This is a genomic window from Rhodanobacter sp. B2A1Ga4 (genome assembly GCF_018101315.1).
GTDB classification, from domain to species: Bacteria; Pseudomonadota; Gammaproteobacteria; order Xanthomonadales; family Rhodanobacteraceae; genus Rhodanobacter; species Rhodanobacter thiooxydans_A.
The window spans coordinates 1,674,506-1,699,080 of sequence record NZ_JADBJR010000001.1; the positions used below are offsets into that span (position 1 = coordinate 1,674,506).

At 67.9% G+C, this 24,575-nt stretch carries 16 protein-coding genes and 1 pseudogene; 9 read left to right on the forward strand and 8 right to left on the reverse strand.

Annotated elements, in window-relative coordinates; translation table 11 throughout:
• Nucleotide 1: 1 nt before the first annotated feature.
• Both IMW82_RS07885 and IMW82_RS07890 read right to left on the reverse strand, forming a co-directional pair.
• The gene (locus IMW82_RS07885; RefSeq protein ID WP_244754175.1) at nt 2-1,765 is read right to left on the reverse strand and encodes an ATP-binding protein; all 1,764 of its coding nucleotides are present in this window, start codon (nt 1,763-1,765) and stop codon (nt 2-4) included.
• A 111-nt stretch (nt 1,766-1,876) separates the two neighbouring features.
• On the reverse strand, nt 1,877-4,198 hold the full coding sequence (locus IMW82_RS07890; protein ID WP_211004177.1) for a GH92 family glycosyl hydrolase: 2,322 nt from the start codon (nt 4,196-4,198) through the stop codon (nt 1,877-1,879).
• A gap of 165 nt (nt 4,199-4,363) precedes the next feature.
• On the opposite strand from IMW82_RS07890, the gene fucP reads away from it, so the two are divergent.
• From fucP to IMW82_RS07920, 6 genes are all read left to right on the forward strand, one after another.
• Nucleotides 4,364-5,704, forward strand: a complete 1,341-nt coding sequence (gene fucP / locus IMW82_RS07895; RefSeq protein WP_280518345.1) for an L-fucose:H+ symporter permease — start codon at nt 4,364-4,366, stop codon at nt 5,702-5,704.
• Nucleotide 5,705: 1 nt separating this feature from the next.
• Nucleotides 5,706-6,686 (forward strand): carbohydrate kinase, encoded by a 981-nt coding sequence (locus IMW82_RS07900; protein ID WP_211004178.1) that lies wholly within the window; start codon nt 5,706-5,708, stop codon nt 6,684-6,686.
• The gene (locus IMW82_RS07905) at nt 6,683-7,909 is read left to right on the forward strand and encodes an AGE family epimerase/isomerase (protein WP_211004179.1); all 1,227 of its coding nucleotides are present in this window, start codon (nt 6,683-6,685) and stop codon (nt 7,907-7,909) included. Before IMW82_RS07900 ends, IMW82_RS07905 begins: the two co-directional genes overlap by 4 nt.
• Before the next feature lie 28 nt (nt 7,910-7,937).
• Entirely contained in the window at nt 7,938-9,905 is a 1,968-nt protein-coding gene (locus IMW82_RS07910) for a M1 family aminopeptidase (RefSeq protein WP_211004180.1), read from the forward strand.
• 176 nt (nt 9,906-10,081) lie between these two features.
• Entirely contained in the window at nt 10,082-10,921 is an 840-nt protein-coding gene (locus IMW82_RS07915; RefSeq protein ID WP_211004181.1) for an Abi-alpha family protein, read from the forward strand.
• Between the two features lie 804 nt (nt 10,922-11,725).
• Nucleotides 11,726-12,829 (forward strand): MBL fold metallo-hydrolase, encoded by a 1,104-nt coding sequence (locus IMW82_RS07920; RefSeq protein ID WP_211004182.1) that lies wholly within the window; start codon nt 11,726-11,728, stop codon nt 12,827-12,829.
• 608 nt (nt 12,830-13,437) lie between these two features.
• Here the strand turns inward: IMW82_RS07920 and ligD are convergent.
• The 4 genes and pseudogenes from ligD to IMW82_RS07940 form a co-directional block, all read right to left on the reverse strand.
• Nucleotides 13,438-14,286, reverse strand: a pseudogene (gene ligD / locus IMW82_RS07925) (non-homologous end-joining DNA ligase); the annotation flags it as partial.
• 267 nt (nt 14,287-14,553) lie between these two features.
• On the reverse strand, nt 14,554-16,320 hold the full coding sequence (locus tag IMW82_RS07930; protein WP_211004184.1) for an ABC transporter ATP-binding protein: 1,767 nt from the start codon (nt 16,318-16,320) through the stop codon (nt 14,554-14,556).
• A 190-nt stretch (nt 16,321-16,510) separates the two neighbouring features.
• Nucleotides 16,511-17,122 (reverse strand): peroxiredoxin, encoded by a 612-nt coding sequence (locus IMW82_RS07935; protein ID WP_211004185.1) that lies wholly within the window; start codon nt 17,120-17,122, stop codon nt 16,511-16,513.
• Between the two features lie 251 nt (nt 17,123-17,373).
• Nucleotides 17,374-18,327: a serine kinase gene (locus IMW82_RS07940; protein ID WP_345777120.1), complete on the reverse strand. Its 954-nt coding sequence runs from the start codon at nt 18,325-18,327 to the stop codon at nt 17,374-17,376.
• Nucleotides 18,328-18,673: 346 nt separating this feature from the next.
• Between IMW82_RS07940 and IMW82_RS07945 the strand changes: the two genes are divergently transcribed.
• The 3 genes from IMW82_RS07945 to IMW82_RS07955 are packed head-to-tail and all read left to right on the forward strand — an operon-like array spanning nt 18,674 to nt 22,340.
• Complete coding sequence (locus IMW82_RS07945; RefSeq protein WP_211004186.1) at nt 18,674-20,179, forward strand: radical SAM protein; 1,506 nt, start codon at nt 18,674-18,676, stop codon at nt 20,177-20,179.
• The gene (locus IMW82_RS07950) at nt 20,154-21,371 is read left to right on the forward strand and encodes a nucleotidyltransferase family protein (RefSeq protein WP_211004187.1); all 1,218 of its coding nucleotides are present in this window, start codon (nt 20,154-20,156) and stop codon (nt 21,369-21,371) included. The genes IMW82_RS07945 and IMW82_RS07950 overlap by 26 nt, the downstream gene beginning before the upstream one ends.
• Nucleotides 21,372-21,380: 9 nt before the next feature.
• Complete coding sequence (locus tag IMW82_RS07955) at nt 21,381-22,340, forward strand: class I SAM-dependent methyltransferase (protein WP_211004188.1); 960 nt, start codon at nt 21,381-21,383, stop codon at nt 22,338-22,340.
• Here the strand turns inward: IMW82_RS07955 and IMW82_RS07960 are convergent.
• Nucleotides 22,302-23,447: a glycosyltransferase family 4 protein gene (locus tag IMW82_RS07960; RefSeq protein ID WP_211004189.1), complete on the reverse strand. Its 1,146-nt coding sequence runs from the start codon at nt 23,445-23,447 to the stop codon at nt 22,302-22,304. The genes IMW82_RS07955 and IMW82_RS07960 overlap by 39 nt on opposite strands.
• The gene (locus tag IMW82_RS07965) at nt 23,444-24,571 is read right to left on the reverse strand and encodes a glycosyltransferase family 4 protein (RefSeq protein WP_211004190.1); all 1,128 of its coding nucleotides are present in this window, start codon (nt 24,569-24,571) and stop codon (nt 23,444-23,446) included. Before IMW82_RS07965 ends, IMW82_RS07960 begins: the two co-directional genes overlap by 4 nt.
• Nucleotides 24,572-24,575: the final 4 nt, after the last annotated feature.

Here is a 24,575-nt window from a genome sequence, read left to right on the forward strand (position 1 = left end):
CTCAGGTACGTGTGCCGGCCGCGTCGGTGGCCGGCAGCGAGAAATGGAAATGGGCGCCCCGCTCCGGCTCGGCCTCGGCCCAGACACGACCGCCGTGGCGCGCCACGATCCGTCGCACATTGGCCAGCCCGATCCCGTTGCCCGGGAATTCCGAGGCGCGATGCAGACGCTGGAACACGCCGAACAGCTTGTCCGCATACTGCATGTCGAACCCCGCGCCGTTGTCGCTTACCGTGAATTCGTATTCGCCGTTGCGGCCCTGCCGCACGCTCACCGCGATGCGCGCCACCTCGCAATGCCCGGTGTACTTCACGGCATTGCCGAGCAGGTTCTGCCATACCGTGCGCAGCATGTTCTCATCGCCGATCACCATCGGCAACGGCGCGATGGTCCACACGATACGCCGACCCGACACGCCCGATTCGGCCAGCGCGCGGGCCTCGTCGACCAGTGACTGCATGTCCACCGCCTGCAGCCGCAACGCGCCGCGGCCGAGCCGCGAAAACACCAGCAGGTCGTCGATCAACACGGCCATGCGTTGCGCCGAACTGGCGATCACCTCGATGTAGTGGACGGATTTCTCGTCGACCTGCTCGCCCAGGTGCTGCTCCAGCTTGCGCGCGAAGCCGGCGATGTGGCGCAGCGGCGCGCGCAGGTCGTGCGACACCGAATAGCTGAACGCCTCCAGCTCGCGGTTGACGTCGGAAATCTGCGTGACCTTGCCTTCCAGCTGCCGGTTGAGTTCGTTCACCTGCTGCTCGGCCAGCGCACGCGTGGTGACGTCGCTGACCGTCAGCAGCAGCGCGGGCATGCCGCCGTCCTGTTGCTGCAGCCGGCGTGCATTGATCACCACGTGCCGGTCGATGCCGTCGACGGTGCGCTGGACCACCTCGTAGTCCCACAGTTCGCGATCGCGCAGCAGCACGTCGTTCAGGCGCTGCAGCAGCACGCCGTCGCTCCAGGCACCTTCGCCGATCTGCACCAGCGGCTGGGAGCGCCGCCCCGGGTCCACCCCGTACAACTCGCCGAAGGCGTTGTTCACCAGCAGACTGTTCAGGTTCTCGTCGAACAGTGCGATCGGTTCGCGCACCGCCTGGAAGATCAGTTGCGTGCGCATCACCGCGCGACCCTCGCGGGTCTCGGCCAGCTGGCGCCGGCCGATCTGCCGCTCGGAGGCGATCACGATGATGACCAGCAGCAGGAGCTGCGCCAGCGCGGTGATCGACAGCACGATGCGTCCGTTGAGGGACTGTCGCGTAGCCGCCGCCTGGCGCTGCTGCAGCAGGCCATCCTCGATCTGCACGATGCCGGCGATCTGTGCATTCATGCCGAACAGGTCGTCGGCGTCGCGCAGCGACTGCCGGGCGCCGCCCGAATTGCCCTGCCGCAGCCGGTCCAGCGCCTGGTTCATCAGGGTGACGCGGCCGTTGGCGCTGCTGGCCAGCGAGCCCATCAGGGTCTGCTGATCGGCGTTGTCGCGCGTCATCCGGCGCAGCTGCTGCAGCAACGGCGGCACTTCCTTGCCGACCCGCTCCGCGCGCGCATGCGTGGCCGCGTTCACGTCGCCCGCCAGCAGCCGGTAGGTGGCCGCCTCGCTGTCATGCACGATATAGGCGATCCGGTACGCCAGCGACTTCACCTCGGTCGAGCGAACCACCCACTCGGCAGCCTGCTCCGTGTCACGTGACCCCTGCAGCGTGACGATGTACGGCAGGCCGACGATGATCAGCATCGCCAGCAGCAGGCCGACGGTACGCCAGCGCATGATGCCCCTGGTTTTCATGCCGCTCGCCACATCGGCAGGCCCACGGTGAAGGGTTCCCGCTGCATTCTGGCATGTTTCATCCGCGCGTCGGCGATGCCGCGGAAGTGGCGCTCATTCACCGTAGCGGCTCATCGCAGCCGGCCGGGCCACCGCCGCGCTGCCCCATGCCCGATTCGGTTCGGCCTGCATGCTGAAATGCAGCTCGCCGCCGGCCACGATCTCGCCGTGGCGCAGGTACGTGCGATCCAGCGGCTTGCCGTTCAGGGTCACCGCGCCGACGTAGGGGTGCGCGTCGTCCAGCGGCGACGCGCTGATCGTGAACATGCGGCCGTGGCCCAGGTGGAGCGAGGCGCGCGCCACGAACGGCCGGCCGATCGCGTACTCGTCGCTGCCCGGTGTCACCGGGTAGAAGCCCAGCGCGGTGAACACGTACCAGGCCGACATCTGGCCGAGGTCGTCGTTGCCGCTGAGGCCGTCGGCGCGCGGCGCGTACTGGCTGTCCATGATCTGCTTCAGCCGCTCTTGCGTCTTCCACGGCGCGCCGGCGTAATCGTAGAGATACGCGATGTGGTGGCTGGGCTCGTTGCCGTGCGCGTACCAGCCGATCAGCCCGGTGATGTCCTCGACATGCTTGAAGTGCGACGGGTCGACCTTCGCCTCGAACAGTGCATCGAGCTTGGCCACGAACTTCGCGTCGCCGCCCATCGCGGCGATCAGCCCCGCCACGTCCTGCGGCACGTACCACGAGTACTGCCAGGCATTGCCCTCGGTGAAGTCGCTGCCGTAGCCCGCAGCCGTGGGATCGAACGGCTCGCGGAACGTGCCGTCAGCGAGCCGGGCGCGCATGAAGCCGGTCTTCGGGTCCCAGGCGTTCTTCCAGTTGCCCGCGCGCTTTTCGAAGGTGGCCGCGATATCGGTCTTACCCATCGCCTGCGCCATCCGCGCCAGCGACCAGTCGTCGTAGGCGTATTCCAGCGTCTTGGAGGCGGCCTCGGGCTCCTTGTCGATCGGCACGTAGCCGAGCCTCATGTAGTCGGCCAGGTCGCCGTACGGGCCGTAGCTGGCGCTGGCCACCATCGCCGCCAGCGCCTTGCCCGCGTCGAAGCCGCGCACGCCCTTGACGTAGGCGTCGGCGATCACCGGCACCGCGTGGTAGCCGATCATGCACCAGGTCTCCAGCCCCTGGTACGCCCACACCGGCAGGATGCCGAACGGGCTGGCCTCGCGCGCGGCGATCAGCGAGCGGATGAAGTCGGTGCTGCGTCCGGGATTCAGCAAGACCATCAACGGCTGCTGCGCACGGTAGACATCCCACAGCGACCAGGTGGAATAAAACTCGAAGCCGTCCGCGCGATGCACCGCGTGATCGGGCCCGCGGTACTCGCCGTTGACGTCCATGCTCAGCGTGGGCGACAGCATGGCGTGGTACAGCGCGGTGTAGAACTGCGTCTTCGCGGTCTTCGGCGCATCGACGTCGATCACCGCCAGCGCCTGGTCCCAGGCGGCTTTCGCCTCGGCGCGGCGCACATCGAAGTCCCAACCCGCGCCGTCCTTGTCCAGGTTGGCGATCGCATTCGCCTCGCTCACCGGCGAGATCGCCACCTTCACTTCCAGCGGCCGCTTCAGCTGGCCGAAGTCGAACACGCCGACCAGCGCGCGGCCGTCCTGCGCGTCGTGGTCCTCAGCCTGGTTGCCCGGCCCCTTGAAGCCCTTGTAGGTGATGTCGGTCTCGCGGTTGTACAGCTCGCGCGAAACCATCGGCTGCGAGAAGCGCATGGCGAAACACAGCTCGCGCCCCGGCGCCCAGCCGCGGGTGGCGCGGCAACCGGTGACGCTGCCATCGGCATGCACGCGCAGACTGGCCCACAGCACCTTCCCCGGGTAGTCGTAGATGCTCGGACGCAGGTCCAGCAGCACGTGCGCGGGCTTGCCGGCCGGGAAGGTGTAGCGATGCCAGCCGATGCGGCGCCCGGCGGTGAGTTCGGCGCGCACGCCGTAGTCGCTCAGCGTCACCGCGTAGTAGCCGGCCTGCACCACTTCGCTGTCGTGCGAGAAACGCGAGCGGTAGCCGCTGCCCGGCTTCGCCGGATCACCCGGTTCCAGCCGCACGTCGCCGGCGATCGGCATCACCAGCACGTCGCCCAGGTCCGAGTGGCCGGAGCCGGAGAAGTGCGTGTGCGAGAAGCCCAGGATGCTGCTATCGCCGTACTGGTAGCCGGCGGCCCACTTGTAGGCGTGCTTGAAGTCAGGCATCGCGGTGTCCGGCGACAGCTGGATCATGCCGAACGGCACGGTGGCGCCGGGAAAGGTGTGGCCATCGCCGCCCGTGCCGATGCGCGGGTCGACATCGGCCGCATGTCCGCGCGAGGCCAGCGCCGGTGCGCAGGCCAGGAGCCCCAGCAAGGCGAGCAGCATCGTGTTGGTACGGGACATGGACTTCCTCCGTTGGCCGGGTGCAAGGCGTCGAAGGTAGCACCGCCGGCGGCATGCTGCGGCGCGTGATCGGCGTTTCGGTAAAAATGGTTACATTGGCGCGGCGGCACATCCTTCGCTCGATCCCGTCCAAGCCTCGACCACCCTCCGAACCGGAATACCGCCATGGCCCTTGCCGCTGCACCGTCCCCCACGCCTGCGCCCACGCCGGACCACCACACCGGTCACGAGCCTTACACCAGCCACCCGACGGCGCTGGGCGTGCTCACCACGATTTTCTTCATGTGGGGCTTCCTGACCTGCCTCAACGACATCCTGATCCCGCACCTGAAGTCGATCTTCCAGCTCAACTACGCGCAGGTGATGCTGGTGCAGTTCACCTTCTTCGGCGCGTACTTCCTGATGGCGCTGCCGGCCGGCCGGCTGGTCGCCGCGCTGGGCTACAAGAAGGGCATCGTGGCCGGGCTGGCGATCGCCGGCGTCGGCGCGCTGGGCTTCTGGCCGGCTGCCGGGTTGCACCTGTACCCGGCTTTCCTCGGCGCGCTGTTCGTGCTGGCCACCGGCATCACCGTGCTGCAGGTGGCGGCCAATCCGTACGTGGCCCTGCTTGGCCCGGAGAAGACCAGCTCCAGCCGGCTGACCCTGGCGCAGGCGCTGAACTCGTTCGGCACCTTCCTGGCGCCGTGGTTCGGCGGCCTGCTGATCCTGTCCAACGTGGTGAAGAGTCCGACCGAGCTGGCCACGCTGGAACCGGCACAGCGCCTGCTCTACGACACCCAGCAGGCGCAGGCGGTGCAGGGGCCGTACATCGGCCTGGCCGTGGTGCTGTTCCTGCTGGCGGTGTTCGTGTGGCTGTTCCGCCTGCCGGCGCTGAGCGAGGCCACCGACAAGGGCGACCATGCGCGCCACAGCTTCGCCGAGGTGCTGCGCCACCCGCACGTGCTGTTCGGCGTGCTCGGCATCTTCTTCTACGTCGGCGCCGAAGTGTCGATCGGCAGCTTCATGGTCAACTACCTGTCGATGCCGGAGATCGGCCATCTGAGCGAGCAGCAGGCCGCGAAGTACGTGTCCTGGTACTGGGGCGGCGCCATGGTCGGCCGCTTCCTCGGCTCGGCGCTGATGGCGAAGTTCTCGCCACGCAAGCTGCTGGCGACATTCGCCGCGATCAACGCGCTGCTGGTGCTGACCACCATGTCCAGCAGTGGTGCCCTGGCGATGTACAGCATCATCGCGATCGGCCTGTTCAACTCGATCATGTTCCCCACCATCTTCGCGCTTGGCATCGAACGGCTGGGGCCGATGACCAGCAAGGCGTCCAGCCTGCTGATCATGGCCATCGTGGGCGGCGCGATCATTCCGCCGCTGCAGGGCCTGTTCGCCGACCACATCGGCCTGCAGCACGCGTTCTTCCTGCCGCTGCTGTGCTACCTGTACATCGTGTTCTACGGCCTGCGCGGCTCACGCATCCGCAGCCTGCCGACACCGGACGCCAGCGGCATCCGCTGACATGCCGCCTCGACCCATCCTGTGCTTCGGCGAGGCCCTGATCGACCTGCACGCCGACGGCTTCGACGACCGCAGCTTCGCCACCCGCTTCGTGCCATTCGCCGGCGGCGCGCCGGCCAACGTGGCGGTCGCCGCGGCGCGGCTGGGCGGCACTGCGCGCTTCGCCGGCATGCTCTCGACGGACCGCTTCGGCGATTTCCTGCTCGACAGCCTGCAACAGGCCGGCGTCGGCACCGCCGACGTGGTGCGCACCGACGCGGCGAACAGCGCGCTGGCCTTCGTCACCCTGGACGCGAATGGTGAACGCAGCTTCGGCTTCTATCGCGAGCGCAGCGCCGACCTGTTGTTCCGGCCAGCCGACTTTCGCGCGGACAGCTTCCGCGACGTCGCCGTGTTCCACGTCTGCTCCAACAGCATGACCGACCCGGCGCTGGCCGCCGCCACCCGCGAAGGCATGCAGCGCGCGCACGGTGTCGGCGCGCTGGTCAGCTTCGACCTCAACCTGCGCCCCGCGCTGTGGCCGGCGGGTGTCGATCCGCATCCGCTGCTGTGGCCGGCGTTGCACCTGGCCGACGTGGTGAAGCTCTCCGCCGAGGAATTCGCCTGGCTGGCGATCGACGGCGAGCAGGCCGCGCTGGACCGGCTGTGGCTGGGCCGCGCCCGGCTGGTGGTGGTGACCGACGGCGCCAAGCCACTGCGCTGGTTCCACCCCGACGCCGAAGGCGAGCTGCCGGGCTACGCGGTCGCCGTGGTCGACTCCACCGCTGCCGGCGATGCCTTCATGGGCGGCCTGCTGTGCTGCCTGGCCGAGCTGGAATCCACCCCGGACCGGCTCGACCGCCTGGTCGCCGCGATGCCGCGGCTGCATGCGATGCTGCGTTTCGCCGCCGCCTGCGGCGCACTTACCGTCACCCGCCGGGGCTCGTTCGCCGCGATGCCGCGCGGCGCCGAGGTGCTGGCCTTCATGGAGCAACAGGCATGAATGCCACTCCCGACTTCCGCTCCGCCGCTTTCCTGCGCGCGCACATCGCGCAGACGATGGCGTTCTACCACCCGCGCGCGATCGACCCGGACGGCGGCTTCTTCCACTACTTCCGCGACGACGGCACGGTCTATGACCGCAGCCACCGGCACCTGGTCAGCAGCACCCGCTTCGTCTTCAACTATGCGCTGGCGGCAATCGAATTCGGCGACGACGCGGCGCTTCGGCGCGAGTACTTGGACGCCGCCCGCCACGGCCTGCGCTACCTGCGCGAGGTGCATCGCAATCCGGCCAGCGGCGGCTACGCCTGGACCATCCGCGACGGCCAGCCGGAAGACCGCACCAACCATGCCTACGGCGTGGCCTTCGTGCTGCTCGCCTGCGCCAGCGCGGTGAAGGCCGGCATCGACGAAGCGGCCGCATGGATGGACGAAACCTGGCAGTTGCTCGAACGGCACTACTGGGACGCCGACGCCGGGCTGTACCGCGACGAGGCCGATGCGAACTGGCACTTCAGCGACTACCGCGGCCAGAACGCGAACATGCACCTGTGCGAGGCGATGCTGGCCGCGTACCAGGCCAGCGGCGAGCCGCGCTACCTCGACCGCGCGTACACCCTCGCCGACCACATGACCCGCCGCCAGGCCGCGCTGGCCGGCGGCCTGGTGTGGGAACACTACGACCGCGGCTGGGCCATCGACTGGGACTACCACCGCGACGATCCGAAGCACCTGTTCCGCCCGTGGGGTTTCCAGCCCGGCCACCAGACCGAATGGGCCAAGCTGCTGCTGATCATGGAACCGCTGCTGCGCGAACGCGGTTCCGCACCGGACTGGCTGCTGCCCACCGCGCGGCAGCTGTTCGACACCGCGCTGGCGCACGCCTGGGACAACGAATACGGCGGCACCTGCTACGGCTTCGCGCCGGACGGCAGTGTCTGCGACGACGACAAGTACTTCTGGGTGCAGGCCGAATCGCTGGCCGCCGCCGCGCGGCTGCACGCGCGCACCGGCGAGGCCGCCTATGACGATTGGTACGGGAAGTTGTGGGCGTATGCATGGCAGCATCTCGTCGACCATCGCTACGGCGCCTGGTATCGCATCCTCACCCGCGACAACCGCAAGTACAGCGACGAGAAAAGCCCGGCCGGCAAGACCGACTACCACACCATGGGCGCCTGCCACGACGTGCTGGCGCTGTTGCGCGCCGGCGGCCAGCCGTAATCCACCACCCTCCCCAAGGCACTGCACGATGAAGTTCGCGATTTCCCTCGCCATCACGGCCAGCACGCTGCTGGCCGCGCCCGCGTTCGCTGCCGACAGCACCACCTCGCGCTTCGACCCGCTGCAGACCTTCGCCCCGTACAGCTACCCGCAGCCGGCCACCGCGTATCGCTCGGCCAGCGGCAAGCCCGGCCCGCTGTTCTGGCAGAACCGCGCCGACTACACCATCACCGCCACGCTCGACCCGGCCACCCGGCGGCTGCGCGGCAGCGAGGTGATCAGCTACACCAACCACAGCCCCGACGCACTCGACGTGCTGTGGTTGCAGCTGGACCAGAACCGCTATCGCCGCGACGCCCGCGGCGCGTTCACCAGCAAGTTCCCCACCGAGTTCACCGACGGCTACCAGATCGCCTCGGTCGAGGTGGAAGACGCGCACGGGAACAGGCAGCCGGTGAAATGGCTGGTTTCCGACACGCGCATGCAGGTGCAGCTGCCCGCGGCGCTGAAGGGCAACGGCGGCAAGCTGCGCCTGCACGTCGCCTGGAGCTACACGGTGCCCGGCGAATTCGGCGGGCGCACCGACGTCAACCCCACCAAGAACGGCGAGATCTTCGAGATCGCGCAGTGGTACCCGCGCATGGCCGTCTACGACGACCTGCGCGGGTGGGACACCGCGCCCTACCTCAACAGCGAGTTCTACCTGGAATACGGCGATTTCGACTACGTGATCACCGTGCCGTGGGACATGATCGTGGCCGGCTCGGGCGAACTGCTGAACCCGCAGGACGTGCTGACGAAGATCGAGCAGCAGCGGCTGGAGCAGGCGCGCCACAGCGACAAGACCGTGATGATCCGCAGCGCGGCGGAAGTCACCCAGCCGTCCAGCCGTCCAAAGCAGGACGGTACGCTGACCTGGCACTTCGCCATGCACAACACCCGCGACGTGGCGTTCGGCGCCTCAAAAGCCTTCGTGTGGGATGCGGCGCGGATCAACCTGCCCGCAGGCAAGACCGCGCTGGCGATGTCGGTCTATCCGGCCGAAAGCGGCGGCGATGCCGCCTGGGGCCGCGCCACCGCATACCTCAAGGCCTCCACCGAATACTTCTCCAGGCAGTGGTATCCGTACCCGTGGCCGGTGGCGATCAACGAGGCCGGCACCGCCGGCGGCATGGAGTACCCGGGCATCACCTTCGACCACAAGCTGGCCAAGGGCAGCAAGCTGCACATGGTGATCGCGCACGAGATCGGGCACATCTGGTTCCCGATGATCGTGGGCAGCAACGAACGCCGCGACGCGTGGATGGACGAAGGCTTCAACACCTTCATCGACGTCTACGAGGCAGACGCGTTCAACCACGGCGAGTACGCGCCCAAGCGCGACAGCGAATACGCGCCGGGCAAGGGCAACCCGGCCGACGAAATCGCCGCGGTGCTGGCCGATCCCGCCGCGCCGGCCCTGCTCAACGGCGCCGACATGACGCCGGAGAAGTACCGCCACCCGATCAGCTACTTCAAGGGCGCGTTCGGCCTGGTGCTGCTGCGCGAGCAGATCATCGGCCCGGAACGCTTCGACCCCGCCTTCCGTCGCTACATCGCCACATGGGCGTACAAGCACCCCAGCCCATCGGACTTCTTCCGCTTCATGGAAAGCGAGACCGGCGAGGATCTGGGCTGGTTCTGGCGCGGCTGGTACGAACGCAACTGGCAGTTCGACATGGCGGTGCAGAAAGTCGCGCCGATCGACGGCAACTGGAGCCACGGCGCCGAAGTTACCGTGGCCAACCTGGACCAGCTGGTGCTGCCGGCCACGCTCGAAGTGACCTACGACGACGGCAGCAAGCAGGATGTCCGCGTGCCGGTGGAAACCTGGCAGCAGCACCGCAGCTACGTGGTGCGCGTGGCCGGCACGCGCAAGGTAGTCTCAGCCACCATCGACCCGGCGCATGCGCTGCCGGACGCGCAGCGCGCGAACAATACGCTGCAGGTGAAATAGAGCCCCGCCCCTCCCCTGCTCGTTGGGGAGGGTCACGAATTGTTCCTGACACCTTTTCTCTGACACCCTCAGTACGCAGAATTGGTCTCTTGACGCGTGCCAGTCGAAAGCTGAACATCCGGTGCATATGCCCCGGTCTAGGGCCTACTAAGCGTTATGTGCCACTGGGAGGCTGCATGACGGTCGAAGTAAAAATCGAAGGAACCAAGGAGCTATCTCGCGCACTTGTAGACATTTTCTCACCCATCACCGAAGCGGTTGGAAGCTTGGGGGACAGAGTTAGAATCTACAGACAGCTCTCTCTACTTCGCTCTATAAAGCGCGCTAAGGACCTTGCCAGCGCCGAAGGCCTTGCCCTTAAAGAGCCATCGTTAAAGTTTCTTGTCCCCTATCTAGAAGACTGCTCACTCGAAGATCCCGAAGACAACACGCTCCTGGACATGTGGGCACGCTTGCTGGTTGATGCCTCGACGAGCCCAAAGTGCGAGCACAATCTATTTATCCGAATTCTTAGAGAGCTCAACGCCCCAGAGGCTCGCCTATTCCAATACATCGCCTCCTCCGTGACCCACCAGCATTGCGTAACGAAACGCCATCTAGAAGATGTGGAGACTGACTGGAGAACGGAGTATGTCTCCATCGCAATACGAAACGCGATAGAGCGTGCTGGAGGAATTGAACAGTTAAGAACGGACGCCCAGTTTGAGCGTATGGCAAGTGACTTCCGTGAGAAAGAAGAGACCTCGGGGTCGGTAATCTATTTTTTTGACATCGCGCAAGGTGCCCCTGGTCACTACCCACTAGATAGTGTTTATACCTCACCTCGCGGGCCGATTGACGACGATTTTGAGCCGAGCTCTATCGCTATTCTCAAGGGGTTGGGTCTGATAGGGGACTTTAAATCTTCGGAGATTTGGATTGAGAACTATTGCTTCGAGGTCTACGTATATTACGTCACCTTTTTAGGTGCCAAATTCGCTGAAACGTGCACGGATATCGTTGGCGGCACGCAGTAGGGAGAAAAGGTGCCAAGGACAATTCCAGGCGCGCCAGCGTCCTGGCCATTGACTCGGCAGCCAAGGCCCACGGGCTCACCCGCGACCCAAAAACTCCCGAGCCCGAACCTCCCAGGCCTTGCGCGCGACGCCCCCAACGTTGCACGCAAGACTCCGCGCTTGCCGTTCAACCCTTAGACTTTCGCGTCCAACCCTCACGACCTGGCAGCGACAAGGTCCGGAGCGCCCCACGCGGAGCCTTCCGGGTTGGTCGCGAAAGTTTTTCAGCCGCGAGCGACTGTTTGACCCTCGCATTCGCAGTCGATGACCTTGGGAACAATGGTGTCAGGGACAGTTTTCCCTCCGGCAGCTACCCACAAATTGTCCCCGACACCTTTTCCGCAACCAGAACGGTGACTGGTGCGATCTCGGCACCGCATGAAACACAGCGGCAGGCAGTCAGCGGCAAGACGGGCACGTACCCTTCGGCATGACCGGGGAAGAGCAAGTGCGCGCCTCTTGACTACAGACGGCGAAATGGTGACACCTTTTCTGTTCACGGTCAGCCGGCATGGGCGCTGGCGACGGGCGGCGTCAGTCTCATCGTGGCCGGGCTGTGCACGCTGCGCGTACGCCTGGCGGAACCGCAACCGGCTGCACAAGGCTGCGACGGCCGCGAGCCGATCCTCCGTGCGCGTGGCTTTCACAGACGAGCGCATCAATTGGTTGCCGAACCGGTTTCGTATCGAAACCGGTGGCGAGTAATATCGTCATGGGGCGAGAGCTGGAAGGGTTATCGCCCAGCGAGTGTCGGAGGGTGCTCCCATGAGTATGCGTGCATTGGCGGTTGCGCTTCGAGCAGTTGCAATCCTTGCACTTGCTTGTGGAGTACCAGGCGCAGACGCAGCACAGGACGCCCCTGCGGCAGACCCCGGACACACCACCGAGATCGTTTTCCTCGGTACGGCCGGGGGGCCGCCGTTGCGGCTCGATCGGTCGGAGCCATCCACGCTGCTCATCGTCGACGGACGCGAGTACCTGATTGACTGCGGGATCGGAACCATGCGCCGGATGATCGAGGCCGGCATCAAATCCGAGCAGATCAGAACCATCTTTTTCACGCACCTTCATGCAGACCATGACCTCGGCTTGGCCGATGTCATGGCGAACGACTTTGTCCGCGAGGATCTTTTCGGAGCGACTGGATCTGTCGACATATACGGGCCGCCACAAACCAAAGAACTTGTCGGGGCGGCGTTCCACTTCATCACCATCGGCTTTCGACCCTTTGAGGCTGAAACCCCTTCTGGCCGCCACGTCGCCAACGGCCAGTTTGTGAGCCCCTTCGTTGCCCACGAGTTCAATCGGGATGGCGTGATCTATCGGGACGACAAGATCAGCGTCACAGCGGCCGAAAATTCCCACTACGCACTGATGCCGATTCAGCAACGCGGAGAGTTGAAATCCTATTCTTATCGGATCGAGACACCGCACGGGGCGATCGTATTCACGGGCGATACCGGCCCAAGCGATGCCGTTGCCCGATTAGCGAAGGGCGCCGACGTGCTGGTGGCGGAGGCGTCGAGCCGCGACGCCGAGGATCGCAATCGATTCATCGACTCGATGGGGGCTCGCAATCATTGGTCGCCTGAACGCATCCAGGCGTTCCGTGCCCATTTCCGATTCGAGCATCTCGACACAGGCGACATCGGAGAGCTTGCCACGCAGGCCCACGCAAAGGCGGTAATGCTTTACCACTATGATCCTGAGGACAAAGCCGACCAGGCGGCCTATGTGAGCGGTGTCAAAAGGCATTTTGCTGGCGCGGTTTATGCCCCCGACGATCTCGACCGCTACTGCATGGTCACCGGCATTGTCGGGAAAAGGTGTCAGGGACAATTCCAAGCGCGCCAGCGTCCTGGCCATTGACTCGGCAGCCAAGGCCCAGGGGCTCACCTGCTACCCAAAAACTTCCAAACCCGAACCTCCCAGGCCTTGCGCGCGACGCCCCCAACGTTGCACGCAAGACTCCGCGCTTGCCGTTCAACCCTCGGACCTTCGCGTCCAACCCTCACGACCTGGCAGGGACAAGGTCCGGAGCACTGCAGGCGAGATCTTCTGCGTGGACCGCTAAAGTTTTTCAGCCGCAAGCGACTGTTTGACCCTCGCATTCGCAGTCGATGACCTTCGCGGTCCGCGGCTTTCGGCCTTGCGCTTCGGAGTTTTTCGCTTGCGGGCAGGGGTGGATCGGTTGCGCGCGAAGGTCGCCGGGTTGCGCGCCAAGCGGAAACCGCTGCGGACGGAGTCCAGACTGTTGCAGGCGAGGGTGGAGAGCGTCGCCGGCGGAAGCGGCGGAGTGGCCATGGATGGCCACAGTCCTGAGGAGCGAGGAAGTCGAAGGACATGCCGACGACGGGGATGGCCCCTCATCTGGCGGCGCTTCGACTCCGCCCGCTGCGCGGGCTACGCTCAGCGAGAACGGGGTAGAACGCGAGTCGGGCTGCCTTAAGTAAATGCCATTCCACACTGCCCCCGTTTCAGAGCTCCGGCAATACCTGCTGCAATGTGGCGATGCCATCCCACGGATCACGCTTCAACGCCGCCGCCCGCCTTAGCGCCTTGCGCAGGTCGAACGCCGTCCCGCCCTGCACCCGCCCCAGCTCCTCCCAGCGCAACGGCATCGCCACCGGCGCGCCGGCGCGGGCGCGCAGCGACCAGTTGCATACGCTGGTGGCGCCGCGGGTGTTGCGCAGCCAGTCGATGAAGATGCGGTCCCTGCGCCGCGCCTTGCTCGCGGTGGCGACGTAATCCTGCGGATGCCGCGCCACCATCGCCTCGGCAAGCGCTTTGCAGAAACGCTTCGCCGCGTCCCAGTCCGGCCCGCGGCGGAACGGCAGCACCACGTGCAGGCCCTTGCCGCCGCTGGTGCGCACGAAGCTCTGCAGGCCGAGTTCCTGCAGCCGCGCACGGATCCTGCGCGCGGCCAGCACCACCGCCGGCCACGGCACGCCCGGCGCCGGATCGAGATCGAACACCAGGCGATCAGGGGCATCGGGCCGATCCACCTGCGCGCCCCACGGATGGAACTCCAGTGCGTTCATCTGCACCAGTTCGAGCAGGCCAGCCAGGTCGCGCACGTACAGGTAGTCGTCGACGACGCCGTTCTTCTCGCGCAGCGCGATCGCCTGCACATGCTCGCCCAGCGCGTCCGCATGATGCTTCTGGAAAAAGCAGGCCGCGCCCGTGCCATCCGGGCAGCGCAGCAGCGACAGCGGCCGGTTCGCCACCTCCGGCAGCATCCAGCGCGCCACCGCGGCGTAGTACGCGGCCACGTCGCCCTTGCTGATCGCGCTGCCTGGATAAACCACGCGCGCGGTATGGCTGATCGCCGCCGCCGGCACAGCCACGGCGCCAGCGCGCCCGCGCGCCGCCGTTTCGAGGTTCAAGTCGGAATCGCTCACGTTGCCGCCCTGCCACCGCATGGCACCGATGCTAGGCACGCCGCGCGTGCACGCGGCGCCAACGAAGCACAGGCCGGCTTTCCGCCGACACGCCGGCGCGTCGACCAGCGTGCCCTGGAACGGCATTCCGCCGTCCGCCAAGCCGTTGCCGGCCGGCTCGGGGCACCCGAACGTCTGCGCCGGACCGAAAGATCAGCTCGCCCCATCGTGCGGGCGCCCGCCGCGCTTTCGCGTCGCGGCATGGCACGGATCGGCCTTCGCGACCATCGTCGCCACGAGGTCGCCGTCGATGGTCAGGCACTGGTCGGCGACCGCTGCCACGCTGTCCCGGTGCGATACCACGACGAGTATCGTCTGCGGCAACCGGCGTTTCATGGCGGCCAGCACCTGGATCTCGGATGCAGCGTCGAGCGCGCTGGTCGCTTCGTCCAGCACGGCCAGGAAGGGCCGGCGCAGGATCACCTGGGCCAGCAGCAGGCGCTGCAGCTCGCCGCCGGAGAGTCGGCTCGCCGTACTGTGCAGCGCGGTGTCCAGGCCCTGCAGCGAGCCGGCCAGTCGCCGGTCGAGGCCGACGTCCTGCAACGCGGCCTGCATCAGTTCGGCGCCGGCTTCGGGCGCCGCCCAGTACAGGCATTCGCGCACCGAGTGCTGCCAGGGCCGCACGCCCTGGCTGACATAGGCGCCGTGCCGCACGAGTTCCCGGTATGCGTCGAAGTCGATGGCGTGCCCGTCGACCCGCGCCGCGAAAACCCCGGGCACGCTCATGCCGGCCAGCACGTCGACCAGGCTGCTCTTGCCGATGCCGGAGTCGCCGCGGATCAGGGTCAGCTCGCCGAGCCGCAGGCTCACCTGGCGCACGTCGAGGCCGGCAAGCGGCGGCGCCAGTCGTATCCGCTCGATGTGCAGCGCCGGCCGATCCGCCCCCGGCCCGGCGGGCGATGGCGTCGCCGGCGAACGGATCGTGTCGAGGTCCATGTAGCGCTGCCAGAGCCCGAAAGCCGGGACGGCCGAACGCAGTTGCTGGAAGCTCTGCCGGGTCGATACCAGATACGGCAGCAGGCGCCCGAGCAGCAGGCACACCGCGATCAGCGACGACTGATCGACGCCGTGCCAGCGATAGGCGAGCACGAGGACAGCGGCGATCGCGGCCGCCGCCAGCAGTTCGAGCACCAGCCGTCCGGCTGCCACCAGCTCCAGCTGGCGCCGGTAGCCGTGACCCAGCGCCGCGGAAATGGCGCCGTAACTTTCCTTTTCCGCGTCCCCCCGCCCGAACGAACGGATGTGGCGCAGGCGCCGCGGAAAATCCTCGCTGAGCCAGAACAGCCGCGTCATGTCGGCGACATAGCGGCGGCCGACCTGCGACTGTTCGCGGCCGAAGATGCGCGAGGCGACCAGCACGAAACCGGCAAGCAGCGGTGCCACAAGCATCAGCGGCGGCGACACCCAGAACGCGAAGCCCAGGCTGACGATCGTGGTGATGCCGGCAACCAGCAGCTGCAACAATGCGGCAAAACCCTGGGTGAGGGTTTCGACGTTGTAGGTCAGGACGTTCGCGATCTCCGCCGAGGTCGCATCGGCCAGCGAGGCCAGCGGCGCATCGACCAGCCGTGCATGCACCAGGCGCCGCCGGGTCATGCCGTAACGACTGGTCAGGCGCGCGCCCAGCCATGCCACCAGCCAGCGCAGCACGGCGAAGGCCGCGGTGGCCGCGACGAAGACGGCGGCCCGCATCTCCACGCTGCCGCCCACGTCGAACATCCCGCCGGCCAGCCGCAACGCGTGCCCGGGCTGGACCAGCGGCACCAGCAGCACCGCGGCAAGGCTGCCGACCAGTGCCGCCGCCAGCGACAACGCGACATAGGCGGCGATTTCCGCCAGGTCACCGCCGCTGAGCGTGCGCGCGAGCGAACGCAGCAGGTCGAGCGTGTGGCCCTGCGCCGGCGATGGTTCGTCAGGCATCACTGCTGATCCGGATGGATGGCCGACAAGATCCGCCGCGATGGCGGGAACGCTCCGTCACGATCGACGGCAGCACCTCGTCACCGCAGGCGACCGCGATGCCGGTGAGTGCCATTCGGCACGCACACGGTTGCATCGCCACCCGGCCCGGCCGGCACGCAGCTCATATCACTACGCGCCGGGGCTCCGCTTACGGCGCCTTGCCGGCCTGCAGTTTCTGCACGATGGCCAGTGCCTGTTTCACGTGCTCGTCGGGGCGCAGGTGGTCGGTCTCCGAGGAAAGCGTGGCCACGATCTTGCCGTCGCCAGCGATGACGAAGGTCGTGCGCGGGATGAACGCGTGATCGATCTCAACGCCACGCACGTCCTTCATACCCGGGCGCGCCGCCATCGCCTCCAGGCCATACGAAAGCGCGACCTTGACCTCGGCGTCCGAGGCGACCGGGAACTTGCCCGCACAGTACTTCGGATCCGCCGAGAAGGCATCGAGCCGCTCGATGCTGTCGGCCGACACGCCGATGATGGTCGCGCCGGCCGCGTCGAACTTGTCCCGCGCGACCGCAAACGTGTGCGCCTCGAGGTCGCAGCCCCCGGTGTACGCCGACGGGTAGAAGTACACCACGACCGGACCTTTCCTCAGCGCATCGGCCAGCGAGAAGGTGAACTCCTTGCCGGCCTGGCTGGCCTGGGCGGTGAACGTCGGCGCCACGGCACCGGGCGCGAGCGCGGCGGCCGCCGGCATCGCCGAAGCCAGCGCAAGCAGCGCACCCAATACCATCGATCCCGCAAAACGCTTTTTCATTGCCGTGACCCTCGTGAGGGGGCATCGTCCCGGCCGGAGTCCATCCCGACCGGTCGTGCCCGTTGGACGTGAAACGTGAACCCGGGGAAACCCGAGCTTACTTCGTTGCTGCCGCCTTGCGGATGCTCCGATCGAGCCATTGCCCGTCATGCCTGCAAGAGCCGGAAGCCGCTGTCTTCGGGCGAAACCGAGTCGCGCCGCCCGCAGGCGCCCGCTCGGATCGTTCCTGAGGAAAGCCTTGCGCGGCGCGATCACGGCGCATCGTCCAGCAGTTCCCGCAACGCCGCCACGCCGTCCCGCGGATGCTTGCCGCGGCGCAACTCGTGTACGCCCATCGCCATCATCCGCTGCGCGAAGCAGGGCCAGCCGGGCTGGCCGGACGCATACGGCTGATCTGCGGACAATCGCGCGGCGACATCGGCAGCCGGAACCGTGCTCAGCAAGGCGGTGGCGTCGTCGGTGGGCTGGGCCGAAACCAGCACGGTGCCGACCAGTTCCAGTGGAGCCGCGGCGAGCCGGCCGGGTCCCCGCCTCAGGTCGGCTTCGAACTTCTCCACCCCGCTGCGGCGGCGGATCACCGGCGCCCCGCTGATCCAGCGCCGGGCACCGGCGGGGTCGACGAATCGCAGCGCATCGGCCTGCACGTGCAGATAGTTGGCCACGCCGGTGGCGAGCATGGCGTGCGGCTGCACGAACACCGCGTCCTCGGCGAGAAAATCCAGGCCTTGCAGCAGGGCGAGCAAAGCCAGCGTCGATTTGCCCGAGCCGCTGGCGCCCAGCAGCAGGACGCCCTTGCCCCGCCGGCCCACGCAGGCACCGTGCAGCGGAACCAGGCCCTGCCCGCGCGTGGCCAAGGTGAACACGGCGAACTCGATGAGTTCGTAGCGCAGATGGTAGGGCCGCTCCAACATGTCGGCGGAGGCCACCACCAGGGCCCGCTGCTGCGCGGGCGCCAGCATCACGTAGTTCGACGCGTCCATGACGCCGCAGATCCAGCCGGCTCCCGCCTGCACCTGCACCGGCGGTGGTTCGCCCCCGCCCGGCGACAGCCGCGGCGGCGACAGCTGCAGCTCGATGCGGAACTCCGGCACCGCCGCCGGCAGACGGTGCGGCGGCAGGCCGCCGTAAGCGGCCTCGACCAGCTGCAGCAGCGCCTCGCTCGCGCTTTCGAAACGGAAGCGCCCGCCGAGTATCTGCCGGCTCACGGCACGGCGGCAGCCGGATCGCTCGCGGAAAGGATCCGCGCAGGCGTCCCGCATGTCGCCGTGAGGAGTCGATGCCGTCGTCACCGATCGAGTTGCCCCGCCCAGAGGTGGTTGCACGATGTGGCGAATCCGCAGCGGGTCGCCTGGCCTTGAGTGCGCGGCCACGGCGAAAAGGTTGTCCGGGCGCCCCGCTGACGGCGCCGCGGCACCGGCAACCCGCACGGACCGCCACGCGAGGCAACCGAAGCGCCGCGCGCCGGCACTCACGTCCCGGCAGCATCGACGAGGAGGCCGGTTTCCCTCGCCGCTGCCGCCATTCCCGCGACGAGATCGAGGCCACTTCGCGATGCTGAAGATTCAGGTCGGCCACTCCTACTTCCTCAGGTACGACCCCAAGCAATGGGAACGCGGCAAGCCCTATCCCCCGCTGGCCACGATCCAGATCGCCGCGCTGCTGCGGCGGCGGGGCCACGACGTCGCCCTGTTCGACGCGATGCTTGCCGATGGCGTCGAGGATTACGCAGCCGCCGTGCGCGCCGCGCAGCCGGATGTCGTGGTCCTCTACGAGGACAATTTCAACTACCTGACCAAGATGTGCCTCGGCCGCATGCGCGAGGCGGCGTGCCGGATGATCGCGCAAGCGCATGCGCGCGGCGCCCGCGTGATCGTGGCCGGCTCCGACGCGTCGGATCAGCCGGGCCCCTTCCTCGCCGCCGGCGCGGACGCGGTGCTGCTGGGCGAAGGGATCGCGGCGCTGCTGGAACTGATCGAGCGGCTGGAGCGCGACCCGACCATCACCGCCCGCCACTGGCTCGACGGCATCGACGGCATCGCCACGCAAGTGGACGGCCAGACCCAGGCGCGACGCATCGGCGCCATGCCGCCGGACCCCCGGCTGGTCGGTCCGCCGGCCTGGGACCTGGTGGATATCGCGCGCTACCGCAGCCTGTGGCGCGAACGGCACGGCTACTTCAGCCTCAACATGGCGGCGTCGCGGGGCTGCCCGTTTCGCTGCAACTGGTGCGCCAAGCCGATCTGGGGCAACCACTACAAGCAGCGCAGCGCCGACGACGTGGCGGCGGAGATGATCTACCTGAAACAGGCGTTCGGGCCCGATCACATCTGGATGGCCGACGACATCTTCGGCTTCCACGTCGACTGGGTTGCGCAGTTCGGAGCGCGCCTGCGCAGCGCCGGTGGATCGGTTCCGTTCACCATCCAGACCCGCGCCGACCTGATGAGCGAGCGCATGACCGACGCACTCGAACAGGCCGGCTGCGCCGAGGCGTGGCTGGGTGCCGAAAGCGGCAGCCAGCGCGTGCTGGACAGCATGGCCAAGGGCACCCGGGTCGCCGACCTGGTTGCGGCCCGGGTGCGGCTCGGCCGGCGCGGCATCCGCGTGGGCTTCTTCATCCAGCTCGGCTATCTGGGCGAACAGCTGGACGACCTGCTGGCGACCCGCGAACTGGTGGCGCAAGCCGCGCCCGACGACATCGGCGTGAGCGTCTCCTATCCGCTGCCGGGAACCAAGTTCTACGACAAGGTCAAGGCCCAGCTTGGCGACAAGACGCATTGGCGGGACAGCGGCGACCTGGCCATGATGTTCCACGGCGCCTACGACTCGGACTTCTACCGCAGCGTGCGCGACCTGCTGCACGAGCAGGTCACGCTGCAGCAATCGAAGGCCACCGACCCGCCGGAGCGCCACCGGCAGGCGAGCGCGGCACTCGATGCCAAATGGGCTGCGCTGGTCGCATCCGAACGGGCGCACCGCAGCGAAGATGCGGCGGCGACGACGAAGCGAATCGATATCCGGCTGCTCCCCCATGCTGCCGCCGCTCAAAGTCGTTAGGGCCGGCCTGCGCCGCACCACCGAGGCGCTCGCCGCGGAGCTGGCGCGGCCGGGCAGCGTCACGCCGCCATGGAGTGCGCTCGAATGGCAGCTGGCGGCCGTTGCCGCCGCCGTGCACGGGATGTCGCCGCTGCTGTGCCGACGCTGCGTGTGGCGGAACCCCTCCTGGCAATCGTTCCTGACCGACCAGCGCGAACACGTCGAGCATCGCCATCGACGCATCGATACGCTGCTGCAGCACATTGACGCCGGCGCCCGCGCTCGCGGCATCGCCCTCGTCGCGCTGAAGGGCTCCGCCTTGCACGCGCTCGGCATCTACGCGCCCGGCGACCGGCCGATGGCCGACATCGACCTGCTGGTCCGCGCGGAGGATGCCGCGCCGGCGATCGCGCTGCTGCAGGAACTGGGTTACGTGGAGTCGTTCGCCGGGTGGAAGCACCGGGTGTTCCGGCCGGCGGCCGGCGCGCCCTTTGCCGGCCTCGGCGAGCACCGCGACACGCCGGTCAACATCGAGCTGCACACGCGCATCCAGGAGCGGCTGCCGGTCACCGCGGTGGACATCACTGCGCGCATCCGTCCGTCGCAGCCGCGGCCCGGGCTGAACCCGTACCCGTCGTCCGGTGCGCTGATGAACCACCTGCTGCTGCATGCTGCCGGCAACCTCTGCAACCGCAGCCTGCGCCTGCTCCATCTGCACGACATCGCGCTGCTCTCGGCACGCCTGTCCGCGGACGACTGGAACGTGCTGTGGGACGAGCATGCCGACGCGCCCTGGTATGCGCTGCCGCCACTGCTGCTGACTGCGCGCTACTACCCGGACGCAATCGCGGCGGACGTGCTGGCACGGCTCGCCACCTGTTGCCCCACCCTGCTGCGGATGGCATCGCGCCGCCAGACCCTGACCCGCGTTTCGTCCTCCGACCTGTGGCTGCATGCGCTGCACGGCATCGAATGGTCGCGTTCCGTCGGCGAACTCGGGCGCTACCTCGGGCAGCGGATCAGGCCCACTCAGGAGGCCAATCAGGAGCGTACCGACATGCTGCGCACGCAGCTCTGGCTGCAGCAGGGGTCGAACTGGACCGGCCTGTCGCACGGACGGCGCATCCTTGCCTGGCTGACCCGACCGGTACCGCGGATGGACACGATGTTCGCGGTGCGCGCGGCCCTGGAAGGCCCGGCGCGCGCGCCGTAGCGCCCGCCCATGTCGCGGGCACAACCAGCAGCGGACCCGTCACCGGCCAACCATACCGCGGATACGGCGACGCTGGCGGGCCTGCGCCTGCGCTGTCCCCGCTGCAGGACCTCGATCGACACACTGGATTGCCCGGCATGCGGCTTCGTCATCGTGATCGACGACGGCATCGCCCATGCACTGCCACCCGAATCGGCCGCACACCACGCGCGATTCATGGCCGACTATGAGCGGATCAGGACGTCGGAAGGCCGCGGCAGCGAAAGTGGAGCGTTCTATCTCGCCCTTCCCTACCGCGACACCACGGGAAGGGATCGCTGCCAGTGGCGGATGCGTGCGCGCAGCTACGACTACCTCGTGCGGCGGCTGCCGCAAGGGGGCCGCATCCTCGACCTCGGTGCAGGCAACGGCTGGATGAGTTTTCGTCTGGCGCTGGCCGGGTATCGGCCGACCGCGGTCGACCTGCTCGACAACGATCGCGACGGACTGGGTGCGGCCAGGCATTACCGGGCGCGCCTGCCGGCACTGTTTCCGCGCTTCCAGGCTGAGATGTGCCGCCTGCCGTTCGCGGACGAGCAGTTCGATGCCGCCGTGTTCAATGCCTCGTTCCATTACGTCGAAGACGGCGAAGCGTGCCTGCGCGAAGCTTTGCGCTGCGTGCGCAAGGGCGGCATGGTGATCATCAGCGACACGCCGTGGTACGCCCGCGACGCGAGCGGCCGGCAGATGCTGGCCGAGCGGCGCGAAATTTTTCTGCACCGTCATGGCACGACCGCCGATGCCATCGCCAGCCTCGGCTATCTCACCGACGAGCGGTTGCGCAGCATGGCGGACGCGCTGTCGATTCGCTGGAAGGTGCATCGTCCCTGGTACGGAATGCGCTGGGCGCTGCGCCCGCTCATCGCGAAACTTCGTGGCCGTCGCAAGCCTTCAAGGTTTCGACTTTACGTCACCCGCAAGCCCAGCTGATTCCCTCGCACCCGTGCACGCGTGGCGGTACAGCGCATCGAACAGGCGCGCGGTGCTGTCGGCGTCTTCCAGCAGCGCGCGGCGCTGCGCGGCCTCGGCCATGCGCAGCCGCCGCGGTTCGTCGGCAAGCAGCTGCCGGATCGCATCGGCCAGTGCGCCCGCGTCACCGACAGGTACGCTGCACGCCGCCGCGGGTGACCATTCCACAAAGTGTCCGACCGCCGTCCCCACTGCCGGCACGCCGGCTATCGCCGCCTCCAGCAGCACCAGCGGGCCGGCTTCATGCAGCGATGACATCACCAGCAGATCCGCCGCTTCCAGCCACGGACGCAATTCACGTTGCGTCTTGAAACCGAGGAAATTGACGCAGTTTTCCAACCCGAGCTGGCGAACCAGCTGCTGCATCTCGCCCGACAAGGTGTCCACGCCGACGATATCCATGCGAAAGGCCAGCCCGGCGTCGCGAAGCATGGCCAGTGCGCGCAGCAGGATCGGCTGATCCTTCACCCGGTTGAGACTGGCCACGTGGATCAACCGCGCCGGCCCGGCGCGGCGCGCACGCGGCGCGAGCGGCGGCCAGGCTTTCAGGTCGACGCCGAGCGGCACGCGCCTGGCCGCCACGCCGAGTACGCGCAACGCTTCGATGACCGGCGCGCTGGCCGCCGTGACGACATCGGCGGCACGCAGCACGCACGCCTCGCGCAGCCGTCCCTTCCATCGCAACCGCCCGCCATAGTCGATTGCGTGCAGCGCGACCAGCTCGCCGCCGGCGACATGCACCAGGCTCGGCAGCCGCAGCAGCCTGGCCGCGGCCACGGCCACCAGGCCGCACGAGCCGGAGAAGATCGCCTGGATCCGATCGAACGGCGCGCGGCGATGCTCGGCGCGGATCGCCGCGATCGCGCGCCACCGGGTCCAGCCCGCGCCGATGTTGTGGATGCTCGCGCCAGCAAGTTCCCAGCGACCCGCCGCCGCTTCCTGCTGCAGCGCGAAGACATGCACCTCGTGGGTGCGCGCCAGTCGTTCGATCAGCGCCAGCAGGGCCGGAATCACCCGGTACTCGCCGCTGCGATCCACCCCGCCCGGCACCACCAGCGCGAGTTTCACGACGCCCTCCGGCACCGTTCGTCGCGCACCTGCGCGTAGGCATCGGCCCATTGCCGGCCGACCGCGGCGAACGACAGCGCGGCGTCGAAATGGGCGCGCACCCGTGCCGCCGGCGGCCGGTCAGTGGCGGCAGCGACCAGCGCCTCGGCCAGCTGCGTCGCCTCGCCGCAAGCCCACAGGCGACCGATGCCGCTGTCGCCGATCAGCGTGCGGAAGGAGGGAATATCCGTGAGCACCGGCGTGACGCCGCAAGCCAGCGCTTCGAGCGCGGCGTAACCGCAGCTTTCGGCGCGGCTGCCCGAGACGAACAGGTCGGCCGCGCGCATCAGCAGCTCGACCTGCGCGTGCGCCACCGTGCCCAGCAAGTGCACGCGCCTGGCAAGCTGCGGATCGCGCGCGATGCGCGCCCGCACCGCGCCGAGCAGCGGCGCGCTGCCGAAGGCGCACCACAACTGCAGGTCGGGCAGCCGCCGCGCAGCCAGGCTGACGCCGTCGAGCACGCTCAACGGGTCCTTGCCGGCATTCAGATGCCCCACCCACAGCACGCAGGGATCGCCATGCAGGCCGGTTCTGGCGCGGGCGTCGGCACGATGGCCGACGCTGAAGCGGCTGCTGGATTCGGGTATCGCAAACCGCCGCGTGTGTGGCGCGAACAGCCCGGCCCGGACAAACGGTCGCGCCAGTTCGGGCGCGGTAAAGGCGACGCCGGCCAGCGCCGCATACCAGCGCCGCCACGGCGACCGCCGCCACCGGCGCGGCGGCCGATCGGCGTGGTCCTGCAGGATGATCGGCAGTCGCGGCAGGCACTGCGCGATGGCGAAGGCGTCCTCGGCGAAACCCAGGCTGTGTCCGTGCAGCACGTCAATGCCGAGCTGGCCGAGCACGCCGGCGAAACGGCGGCCCCGCTCGGCCGCCGTGGCCAGCCCGCGGATGTCGACGAAGTGATAGTCGATGCCGTCGCGCGTGATCCGCTCCTCGCGCGCCGCCGCCTGAATCACCGACACGCGGGTGCCGGCGCTGGCGGCCGCCTCAGCGATGTCCGCCAGCGAGTGCCATCGTTCCAGCACCTCGGCCGGCGCGAGTCCCGCCGGCGCGGGCAAAAAATTGAGCTGCGCGACGTGCAAGGCG